The organism is Sulfuricurvum sp. (assembly GCF_049305995.1).
In the GTDB taxonomy this organism is placed as follows: domain Bacteria; phylum Campylobacterota; class Campylobacteria; order Campylobacterales; family Sulfurimonadaceae; genus Sulfuricurvum.
This window is the reverse complement of sequence record NZ_JBAQPS010000028.1, coordinates 1-10,705: the sequence shown is the minus strand read 5'-3', so window position 1 is coordinate 10,705 and position 10,705 is coordinate 1. Positions and strand designations below refer to the sequence as shown.

Here is a 10,705-nt window from a genome sequence, read left to right as displayed (position 1 = left end):
CCTCTTCTTTTGCCATTTCATACAAATCGACGGCATCACCGAGGGTATTGAACGTTTTGGAGTATTTGGCAAGACGACGTTCGAGTTGAGTTTTCTCTTTTTGTACGACCCCTGCATTGGCGGCATCGTTCCAAAATCCATCGGAGTTTTCGAGGGCTGTAATTTCATTCAAGCGGGCATTAATCTCTTGAGGACGGACAACATCGGTGACGTTTTGCATTTTAATCGTCAACGTTTTAAGTAATTCGGTATATTCGTAATGATCCATGTAAAGGAATATCCTATTCGTATAAAATTAATCTCCCGTATGCAATACGGGCAGCTTTAGGGGATTGCAAAGGACATTTATGTCCTTGCCAACAAAATGGGCTTTGCTTATTTTGTTGCGTAACATCAGTGTATAATTGCGATTATATTCTAATGAGGCTAAAAGCATGATTATCGCACGCAATGTATCGGAACTTCATAAGGCATTGGAAACTCGCAACGCAAATGTGGGGTTTGTTCCGACGATGGGGGCACTTCATATTGGGCATCGTACCCTCATCGATGCGGCACGTCGTGAGAATGATACTGTTGTCGTCTCTATTTTTGTGAATCCGACCCAGTTTTTACCGGGAGAGGATTTGAGCAAATACCCTCGTCGCGAGGAAGCCGATTTTAAAATTTGTGAGCTGAGCGGTGTTGATGTTCTCTTTTACCCGGATGTGGCAGGGATGTATGGAGAGGATGAGGTGCGAATATGTGCTCCGGATGTGAGAGGATATATTCTCGAAGGGGTATCACGACCCGGTCATTTTGACGGTGTTTTGACGGTGGTGATGAAACTTTTGAATCAAGTCCGTCCGACACGTGCTTATTTCGGCAAAAAAGATGCCCAGCAGTTGGCTCTGATTACTCAGATGGTGAATAACTTTTTTATGCATATCGAGATTGTATCGATGGAGACCGTACGTGAAAGTGACGGATTGGCTCTTTCAAGCCGCAATGTTTATCTCAGTGCTATTGAGCGTCAAGAGGCATTGAAAATTTCAGCATCGTTAAAACAGGCAACCAAACAGGTGATGCAGGGGAATCTGAGCTCTGAATCGATCCGCCAAGAGATGCTTACGATTTTGCTACCGCTTGACGTCGAGTATGTTGCGATTGTCAACAGAGCATTTGAGTTAATTCCCGAAGTGATACTGGGTGATACGATTATCCTTGTTGCGGCACGAGTTGGGACTACACGACTGATCGATAATGTGTGGATGTAAGATGAAAAAGAGTCTACTAATCGCGTCACTTCTTTTTCTTCTCAGTGGGTGTACTCCAAAAATGGGAGAAGATATTTTTATCGAGCCTGAAGGAAATTTTCGGTTGGATAATTCGGGCAGTGAAGTGATGCTGGGTGTATTGGCACTACTAGGAGTTCCGGTGGAAAATGAAGCGATCCGTATCGGAACCGATGTCAAGGTTCTCAACAAATGGCACAGCGATATAACGGTGGTTGCACTCGATTATTCTCTCAATGACGGCGATGAAGTAATTGCGTTGGGTGAGGTGAAAAAAGAGACGGCTAAAATGATCATTGTTGCTTCGGGCAATCAAAAATTGATCCCGCTTCAATTTCGGATTAATCTGAAAAAACTCGATTCCAAACGGGTATTAGGGATACTTCAATCGAAACGGAAACTCTTAGTCAAAGGAAAAGCGGTAATAAAAGTGTGGGGAATAGAACGGGAATACCCCTTTGAAAAAGAGGTTACAAAGCTGATTCAAAAAGCCCTTAAGGATGGTGTGTAGGAGTTATTTGCGAAGCCGCCGCCGTAACTTCTGCCGGATCAGGTTTGAGTAATTTTTCTTCAATCATGACATCCACGACTCCTTTAAAAACCGGAACGGCGGTAATAGCCGCAAAATAGACGGTACGGGGTTCGATAACAGCAATCCCGATGGTATAGTTATGGGTAGAATCGTTGGCAAATCCGATAAAAGAAGTATGATAGCTGTTAACGTATTTTCCCTTTTTAGCGATATGTGCCGTACCGGTTTTTCCGCCGATTTCCAGCCCCGGTGTTTTTGCACCTACTCCGGTACCTTCATTGACTGTTTTGATCAGTATTTGTTTCATTCTCTCAGCTGTCGATGGAGAAATTACTTGAGTCGGAGTTTGTACTTGCATAGGGATTGCCCGACCATTGTCGTCATACAGTGCATCTACTACCATTGGATTGATCAGTTTTCCTCCGTTGTTAAAGACATTAAATGCTTTAACAAGCTGCATAGCGTTAGCCCGCATTCCGTAACCGTATGAGGTGATTGCTTTATAGAGATAATTATTTAATTGGGTAGAACTTGGGATGGAGCCTCGTTTTTCATAGGGTAGATCAATTCCGCTAAAATGGGTAAATCCAAACCGTTTTAATCCTTCTGTGTATTCCACACCATTTAGTTTTTGAGCCAGTTGAGCAATTCCAATGTTGGAGGAATGAACGAGAACATCTTCGGCACTGATCATATGAAACGGATGCTCATCTACGATGGTTTTTCGTCCCATCGTCATTCGCCCGTTATGCCCGTTAACCATATCATAAGGGTTAATAAGTCCCTGATCGAGAAGAAGAGCAAAGATAATCGGCTTAATAACAGATCCTGGTTCATAACTGTATTCAATAGCATTGGTATTTAAAGAAGGGTAATCAGAAGTACGGATATGGCTTGGGTCAAATCGGTTGGAACTTGCCAATGCAATCACTTTGCCGGTTTTTGAATCCATGACGGTAGCAATAATTTCATCGGCTTGGAGTTGTTCTTTGATTTTATCGGTAACTGCTTCTATGCGGGTTTGAAACGTGATAGGAATGTTGAGTTTGACGGTGAGACCATTGATTTGGCGTTTCAAATCACTCTGATGATTTAAAATAAGATAACCGTTGACATCACGGAGTGCTTTTTGGATTTTATTTTGCTGAGGGTTAAGTTCTTCATCAAAAAATTTTTCTAATCCTTTAATACCATATACACGGGTGTATCCATCTTCTTCCATTTTACGCGGATATCCCAAAAGAGGAGTTAAAAGTTTACCGTAAGGATAGGTTCGAGCTTCACCGCTTTCGATAATGTTAAGTCCTTGTAACACTCGTTGACCACTGGATGTTTCATATTCGATAAAAACACCTAAGCGGCGCAGCTCGAACCCGAGAGTTTTGAGATACATTGCTTCTTTGGGGCTAATGTGGTAGCTTAGTGTTACCGAGCCTTTGCGGGTATGGAGACGTTGGCGGATTTCACTGGCCTCAATTCCGCTGTAGATACTGAAAAGCTGAACAAAAAGTTCTTCTTTATCAGGATCGATATTACGAGTGTTAACGACAGCTTTATAGAGCTTTTGTGTGGTAGCGATACTAAAGCCGTCTGCACTGATAATGGAACCGCGTTGAGCTTTTACTCTATCTTCGGAGAAGATAGAGGGGATATCTCGTTCATGTAATGCGGTATAGAGCATCACTGTCAAAAAAATGATGAAACCGAACAGTAGCACGAGAAAAAGAGCAAGGATCTTTTTTGATTTATTGGTATGGCGCATATGAGGAAGGCTAAATCACATTTGTGTTCGGGTAATTTCTTTGTACGCATTTAGAGCTTTATTTCGTACTTCGAGCATCAATTTCATACTGATTTCCGCTTTATCGATGGCAATAGCCGCTTGATGAAGGTCTTTGACGCTTCCGGTGGCGATATCGCTCATTGCCTTTTCACCTTCGACTTGCATTTGGTTGACATTACCGAGAGCATTTTTAAGCTCTTGAGCAAAATCGGTAGTACCGTTCTCAACACTTCCGCTACTTTTGCTTAAAAGCAAATCTGCAGTGGAGAGTGCTTTGATAGATTGAATATCAGCCATAAAAATTATCCCTTAAATTATGCTTGCATCATTGAAATGGCACTGGAAGCCATATTCTTCGCACTTTCAAATGCGGCTACATTGGCTTGGTATGACCTTGTTGCTTCCACTAAATCGGCCATTTCAACAACCGGATTAATATTAGGATAGGCGACATAACCGTTGGCATCCGCATCAGGGTGTGAAGGTTCATATTTCATTTTCGGAGCCGTATCGTCACGAGTGATTTTATCAACCACGACCGTACTGATCGCAGGATGAGGTTTAAGTCCTGAAAGACCTTCTTTGAGTGGATCACTGTATCCCAAGGCGGAGGTATTTTCCTGCAAGGCTTGATTGAATACGGTGTTGAAATCAACTGCTTTGAAAATGACCTCTTGACGGCGGTAAGGTCCCCCCTCGTTAGTACGGGTTGTTTGGGCATTGGCAATGTTCGAACTGATGGCGTTGACACGGACTCGTTGTGCAGAGAGACCGTAGCCACTGATATCAAAACTGTTTAAGAAAGCCATAGATTGTCCTTATCTATCAAGATGTTTTAGCCGATGCATCAATAACGCTTTTATAAATACCGGTTCCTTTTTTCTTGGCGGCAATGAGCGCATTGTACATCATCGAGTTTTTTGACATTTCGGTTGTTTCGACATCCAAATCGACGCTGTTCCCGTCATTTCGAGTCATATGACCGTCTCGAAAAAACATCGTCGGTTTTAGATCGCTTGGGATCGATGACGTGTCCATATGCATTCCGTTGGTTTTTACCATTGGAAGAGTTTGTGATTTATCATGGAAGATCTGAGCACTTTTTTGAGCCAGCGTTTCTTCAAATCGGATATCTTTTGGACGATAGAATGGGGTATCGGCATTGGCGATATTTCCGGCAATCATATCTTGACGAGCGGCACGATAGTCGAGTGCTTCATTCATCAAATTATTAGCTTTGGAAATCGTTAGACCCACATTGAACCCTTTTCTTTTAAATTACTTTAAAGGAGTAAAGCAAAAAACATTCCAATCCTATTTTATCGAACTCTTGCCTAAAGCTCGATATACTATGTGAAAATTATACAGTATAAGTTCCGGAATGGCTGATAAAAAATTATTTCTTTTGACAACGGCTTTAATTACGATAGGGATTATTTGTTCCTATACTCTTTCAGCCTATACAGTTATTTTATTTGAATACAACAATTTTCACTTTGTTATTAGGGAACTTTTGGTTGGGATTCTTTCGATTGTGATTATGTGGTTTCTCGCACAGCTTAATCCTGATGTATGGTTACATCGTCTAGGTTTGACGCTCTTTTTCGGAGGGATTTTTTTGATGCTGGTAATGCCTTTTTTACCTACATCATTGGTTAGTGAAGTTGGGGGTGCAAAACGATGGATTAAATTACCTGGTTTTTCACTTGCTCCGGTAGAATTTTTTAAAATAGGATTTGTTTATTTTTTGGCGTGGAGTTTTTCTCGTAAATTGGGTCATCATGCTGATATGGGGATAACTGAAGAATTCAAGCGGGTAGCTCCTTATGCGGCTATTTTTATTTTGGTAATGTTCCTTATCGCATTTTTACAAAATGATTTAGGACAAGTTGTTGTTTTGGCTTTAACATTGGCCTTTATGCTCTTTTTTGCGGGGAGCAGTTTCCGTTTTTTCATGACGTTGATAGCGGGATCGGTGAGTTTTTTTCTCTTTTTTATTTTAACTTCCGAACACCGTATTGAGCGTATTTTATCATGGTGGGCATCGGCACAAAGTACAATTCTTGCTTTTTTCCCTGAATCTATTGCACAACATTTGCGGATTGATAACGCTGAGGAAGCGTATCAAATTGGACACTCCTTGAATGCAATTCATAATGGCGGTATGCTTGGTGCCGGATTAGGTGGTGGAACTTTTAAGTTGGGGTTTTTAAGTGAAGTTCATACCGACTTTGTTTTGGCGGGAATAGCAGAAGAATTCGGGTTTATTGGAGTATTTGTGGTCACATTTTTATTCATTTCTTTACTGCATCGTCTTTTTAAAATAGCCAATCGGTCTCATAATGATACGGCGTATCTTTTTAGTCTAGGGGTAGGGCTTTTGATTACATTTGCCTTTATGGTTAATGCATATGGGATCAGTGGGCTTACACCGATTAAGGGGATATCAGTACCATTTTTAAGTTATGGTGGTTCAGCAATGTTGGCTTCTGCGGTTGGAATAGGGATGGTATTGATGCTTTCTAAAAAAATAGAATACAAGTCGGGTGACAGAAAATGAATATTATTTTTACTGGTGGTGGAACAGGAGGACATTTAGTTATTGCCCTTTCATTAGCGGAGGCAGCACGTGATAGAGGGCATCGTGTATGGTTTATAGGCTCCACCTCTGGGCAAGACAAGCAGTGGTTTGCTGAAAGTACTTTATTTGAAAAAACTTATTTTTTGGAAACTACCGGTGTGGTCAATAAAAGTGGTTTTAGTAAATTAGATGCATTGTGGAAGATATTCAAAGCGGTTATGACGTCTAAAGAACTAATTCGTGATTTTCATGCTGACGTAGTGGTAAGTGTCGGGGGATTTTCGGCTGCACCTGCTGCACTTGCTGCTGTGATCACAAAAATACCATTGTACATTCATGAACAAAATGCGGTTACAGGAAAACTTAACCGTTTGCTTCGTCCGTATGCTAAAGGATTTTACAGCTCGTATGAAAAAGGGGATAATCATTGTGATTATCCGGTTAATCCCCTCTATTTTCAAAAAGCACGTATTCGAGATAGCATTAAAACGGTAATATTTTTAGGGGGATCACAAGGGGCAAAATTCATCAACGATTTAGCTTTAGAGATCGCTCCATGGCTTGACCATGGTGGAATATATATTATCCATCAATGTGGCTTGAAAGAAGAAGAACGAGTCAAATTGGCATATAAAGAGATGGGAATAAATGCGGAAGTGTATGGGTTTACGACTGATATTGTAGAACTGATTAGCCGAAGCGATTTTGCTATTAGTCGTTCAGGTGCCAGTACCCTTTGGGAACTATGTGCTGCTCAGGTTCCAGCATTTTTTATCCCTTATCCTAATGCGGCAGGGGATCATCAGTATCATAATGCTCGTTATGTGATTGAACATGGTATGGGTTGGTGTGAACGTCAAAATAAAACTATATTACAGAAGCTTAAAGAGGCGATTATGAGTGATATAGGTGAAAAAAGCGAAGCGTTAGGAAAACTGATCGCACCGGATGGAGCAGCGCATATCATTGAAAAGATCGAAAAACGATAAAAATAGAGTTCATCCGCGTTTGTTTCCCTTTTTGCTATAATTCGCCCACTTATTGCCACCAGCAAGGGCAGTGAGGAGAGAATTTCAAAAGGAGTTTCACTATGAAACACGCATCCATGGGCAAATATCGCCCGTATCCACAAGTTGATTTGCCAAATAGAACTTGGCCGTCTAAAACCATCACGCACGCCCCTATTTGGTGCAGTGTCGATCTTCGCGACGGAAACCAAGCGTTGATCACCCCGATGAATTTGGATCAAAAACTCTCTCTCTTCACCCTCTTGCTGAAACTCGGATTTAAAAATATCGAGGTGGGATTCCCCTCCGCATCGAAAGTCGAATTTGACTTTTTGCGTATCCTTGTGGAGCAAAAATTGATTCCCGATGATGTCACGGTACAAGTTCTCGTCCAAGCGCGCGAACATTTGATTGACAAAACGTTTGAAGCGTTGGCGGGAGTCAAAAAAGCGATTGTCCATTTGTACAATTCGACTTCGGTCGCACAGCGCAAGATCGTCTTCGGCAAAGAGCAAGACGAGATTATCGCTCTTGCAATGGAGGGGGTCGATATGGTCAAAGCCCGCGCGTTGAAACATGACGGCGAGATCATGCTCGAATACTCCCCTGAGAGCTTTACGGGGACGGAACTCGAATTTGCCGCCCGTATCTGTAACGCCGTAACGGATCGTTGGGGTATCAGTTCTGAGCGTAAAGTAGTGATTAACCTCCCCGCAACCGTCGAGATGGCGACACCGAACGTCTATGCCGATCAGATCGAGTGGATGAGCCGTCACCTCACCAACCGTGAGTACGTATTGATCTCGACACATACTCACAACGACCGCGGAACCTCCGTTGCCGCAACGGAGTTGGCGTTGTTGGCGGGGGCGGATCGTGTCGAGGGGACGTTGCTCTCCAACGGTGAGCGCACCGGAAACGTCGATATTATCACATTAGCGCTCAATATGTACACCCAAGGGGTTGATCCTGAGTTGGATTTCAGCGATTTGGAGAGCGTTGTACGTGTCGTAGAAGAGTGCACCGATATGAAAACCCATGAACGTCACCCGTATGTGGGTGAACTCGTCTACACGGCATTTTCAGGCTCCCACCAAGACGCGATCAACAAAGGGTTGGCGTATCAGCGTGCCAAAGAGGATGCGTTTTGGGAAGTACCGTACCTCCCTATCGATCCGAGTGATGTAGGACGCAATTATGAGGGGATTATCCGTATCAATTCTCAATCAGGTAAAGGGGGGGTAGCCTACGTCCTCGAAGATAAATTCGGCTATTCGTTGCCGAAGAAAATGCACCCTGAGATCGGAACCATCGTTCAGCGCGTTACCGATGAAGCGGGACGCGAACTCTCAAGCGAAGAGATTTTAGACATCTTTGAGGAGACCTATTTCGGCGAGCCGCATGACATCGAATTTGTGGACTATTCGGTGATCTCGGAGAGTGCAAAAGAGCACTCCGCAAAATGTGTGTTGGAATACACCCATAACGGCAAGACGATCCGAAGCGAAGGGAGCGGGAACGGTCCTATCGATGCGTGTAAAAATGCATTGATGGTGGAGTATTCCCACAGCTTTAAAATCCTCTCCTACTCTGAGCATTCACGCGGAGAGCTTTCCAGTGCCGAAGCGGTCGCGTACATCGAGATCCAGAGCGAGAGTTTGGAGAAATTTTTCGGGGTAGGGTGTGATAATGATATCACCGTAGCCTCGATCAAAGCGATGTTTAGTGCGTTGAATCGAGCGTTTTCGTAACCTTTTCGTCTTCTTCGTCATCCCCGACCTGATCGGGGATCTAGCTCTTTAAATTTATTTCAATATATGCCACGGTTTATCAGTAAGAGGGTTAATTACCTTATGATTTTCGTCTGTGACAAATGTATCTTGAAAAACTTTCCAACCATTTTTATACGGAACAAACATCCATAGCCTTGACCTGTCTTCCTCTAATCTTAATGCGTTCCCATAAAGAGGGCTTTCGACAGTATCTAACATCAATATAACTTTAATTTTTTTGTTATCAATGTTGATTTTACTATTTCCGAAACACCATTTTTGATTTAATTCATCTTTATAACACTTATTTTGAAATAGTCTATTAAAATAAATCGAATTTTCATCATAAGCTTTGCCTGCTCGTATAAAAGGACCTTCCCATTTATATGTGTACTCATTAATAACCCATAATTTATTTTTTATGATAGAGCTACATGTAGGTTGTAAAGCACCTTCATGCCAATTAGTATAGGCGGTGACTTCTCCATCTTTATTAATGTTAACACTTATAAAATTATTTTTTACTTGTTCATTTGTCACAGCCCAATTTCGTTCTTTTGGAATATTCTTCCATAAATCTTTATCTGTGTAATGACCAGTATATTTTGCTAAAATATTTTGCTGTTGACATTTAATAGGTTCATCCGAACTCCACAGTGAAGTAAACATTACAAATAAAAAAAATATTTTATACATGGTAATCCTTATTAATCTTAACTCGCCTTATGCGTCTGTTCCACTTTTAACCGCTCTGCTATCCAAACCTTGATAATCGATTGGCGTGTCACCCCGATCTTTTTGGCTTCGATGTCGAGTGCATTGACGATCCATTCGGGAAAATCGACATTTACTTTTTTCGGTTGTGTTCCGATCCGTTTTGCAGTGGTGAGATCGAGATGCTCACTTATATCTTCGCCTGAGTCAAACAGTTCATCTAATTTTTCAGCTTTCATCGTAAATCCTTGGTATAAAAATAGTATCATTTCTATACTTTTATGTCAATCTTTTAAATATCTTATCTACTTTTCTTTTTAACAAGAAAAGTAGCAAAAGAAAATCGCCTTGCGACAAGTCGCTGACGGTCGCTTCACACTACTGCGAGCGACCTTGCTCATGGTGGTATCGCAAGGCAGAAGATTATTTGATGATATGATTTTCGCAGAGTGAGAAAATACAAAACAATCCCCACGATCCAATTCCTAGAGCCGCGTGTGATGCAGAAGTGCAAGGAGTCACGCGAGCGTTCATGGATCGAGGTATGCTCTTTTGCTACTTTTTGGCTAAACAGAAAAGTAGAATTACTATTTAAACCAATCAGTGATACAATAAACGAACTAAAATAAAGAGGTTGCAATGCCAACGATTAGCTTGTTTTACGGAATCGTTATTAGTCTTTATTACTTTGACAATGAAAAACATCATACGCCTCATATTCATGCAAAATATCAAGATTTTTCGGGGGTATTTGATATAGAGAGTGGAGAGATGATTGAGGGAGATTTGCCAAAAAACAAGGTAAAGCTTACAGTGGCATGGATGGAGATTCACAAAGAAGATTTGATGGCAGACTGGGAACTTGCTATCACTGGTCAAGCTGTTTTTAAAATTGAACCGTTGAAATAACCATGAGTATTTATGTCAAATCAGTAGAGATTTTCGAGTTTCCAAAGCTCTCTATTACGTTTAATACCGACGAGAAAAAAATATTTGATGTCTCTCCCTATTTGGACAAAGGGATATTCACAGAGCTTCAAAA

12 protein-coding genes and 1 pseudogene are annotated in these 10,705 nt (G+C 41.6%); 6 read left to right on the top strand and 7 right to left on the bottom strand.

All coding sequences use genetic code 11. The features are described 5' to 3' along the window. Positions 1-268, bottom strand: a pseudogene (prfB, locus tag WA010_RS00955) (peptide chain release factor 2); the annotation flags it as partial. Positions 269-434: 166 nt separating this feature from the next. Here prfB and panC point away from each other — a divergent pair. Together panC and WA010_RS00945 are read left to right on the top strand one after the other, a co-directional pair. Beyond that, positions 435-1,256, top strand: coding sequence for a pantoate--beta-alanine ligase (gene panC, locus WA010_RS00950; RefSeq protein WP_422555305.1), 822 nt, complete (start codon positions 435-437; stop codon positions 1,254-1,256). 1 nt (position 1,257) lies between these two features. After that, positions 1,258-1,785: a hypothetical protein gene (locus WA010_RS00945; RefSeq protein WP_422555304.1), complete on the top strand. Its 528-nt coding sequence runs from the start codon at positions 1,258-1,260 to the stop codon at positions 1,783-1,785. On the opposite strand, the gene WA010_RS00940 is transcribed toward WA010_RS00945, so the two are convergent. Genes WA010_RS00940 through flgB form a run of 4 tightly spaced genes read right to left on the bottom strand, consistent with a single transcriptional unit; the run spans position 1,769 to position 4,813 of the window. After that, positions 1,769-3,568, bottom strand: a complete 1,800-nt coding sequence (locus WA010_RS00940) for a peptidoglycan D,D-transpeptidase FtsI family protein (protein WP_422555303.1) — start codon at positions 3,566-3,568, stop codon at positions 1,769-1,771. The genes WA010_RS00945 and WA010_RS00940 overlap by 17 nt on opposite strands. Before the next feature lie 15 nt (positions 3,569-3,583). Beyond that, positions 3,584-3,886 (bottom strand): flagellar hook-basal body complex protein FliE, encoded by a 303-nt coding sequence (gene fliE / locus WA010_RS00935; protein WP_422555302.1) that lies wholly within the window; start codon positions 3,884-3,886, stop codon positions 3,584-3,586. A gap of 17 nt (positions 3,887-3,903) precedes the next feature. Beyond that, positions 3,904-4,398, bottom strand: coding sequence for a flagellar basal body rod protein FlgC (flgC, locus tag WA010_RS00930; protein WP_422555301.1), 495 nt, complete (start codon positions 4,396-4,398; stop codon positions 3,904-3,906). A gap of 16 nt (positions 4,399-4,414) precedes the next feature. Continuing rightward, positions 4,415-4,813 (bottom strand): flagellar basal body rod protein FlgB, encoded by a 399-nt coding sequence (gene flgB, locus WA010_RS00925; RefSeq protein WP_422555306.1) that lies wholly within the window; start codon positions 4,811-4,813, stop codon positions 4,415-4,417. Positions 4,814-4,970: 157 nt separating this feature from the next. Here flgB and WA010_RS00920 point away from each other — a divergent pair, with 157 nt between their 5' ends. The 3 genes from WA010_RS00920 to leuA all read left to right on the top strand — a co-directional run bounded on the left by WA010_RS00920 (position 4,971) and on the right by leuA (position 8,928). Next, positions 4,971-6,149, top strand: a complete 1,179-nt coding sequence (locus WA010_RS00920; protein WP_422555300.1) for an FtsW/RodA/SpoVE family cell cycle protein — start codon at positions 4,971-4,973, stop codon at positions 6,147-6,149. After that, positions 6,146-7,159: an undecaprenyldiphospho-muramoylpentapeptide beta-N-acetylglucosaminyltransferase gene (murG, locus tag WA010_RS00915; protein ID WP_422555299.1), complete on the top strand. Its 1,014-nt coding sequence runs from the start codon at positions 6,146-6,148 to the stop codon at positions 7,157-7,159. The genes WA010_RS00920 and murG overlap by 4 nt, the downstream gene beginning before the upstream one ends. Positions 7,160-7,260: 101 nt before the next feature. After that, entirely contained in the window at positions 7,261-8,928 is a 1,668-nt protein-coding gene (leuA, locus tag WA010_RS00910; RefSeq protein WP_422555298.1) for a 2-isopropylmalate synthase, read from the top strand. A gap of 54 nt (positions 8,929-8,982) precedes the next feature. Here the strand turns inward: leuA and WA010_RS00905 are convergent, their stop codons facing one another. Next, on the bottom strand, positions 8,983-9,645 hold the full coding sequence (locus tag WA010_RS00905) for a hypothetical protein (protein ID WP_422555297.1): 663 nt from the start codon (positions 9,643-9,645) through the stop codon (positions 8,983-8,985). A gap of 17 nt (positions 9,646-9,662) precedes the next feature. Next, complete coding sequence (gene brnA / locus WA010_RS00900; protein WP_422555296.1) at positions 9,663-9,902, bottom strand: type II toxin-antitoxin system BrnA family antitoxin; 240 nt, start codon at positions 9,900-9,902, stop codon at positions 9,663-9,665. Positions 9,903-10,302: 400 nt separating this feature from the next. On the opposite strand from brnA, the gene dhiT reads away from it, so the two are divergent. Next, entirely contained in the window at positions 10,303-10,572 is a 270-nt protein-coding gene (gene dhiT, locus WA010_RS00895; RefSeq protein WP_422555295.1) for a type II toxin-antitoxin system toxin DhiT, read from the top strand. Positions 10,573-10,705 lie beyond the last annotated feature (133 nt).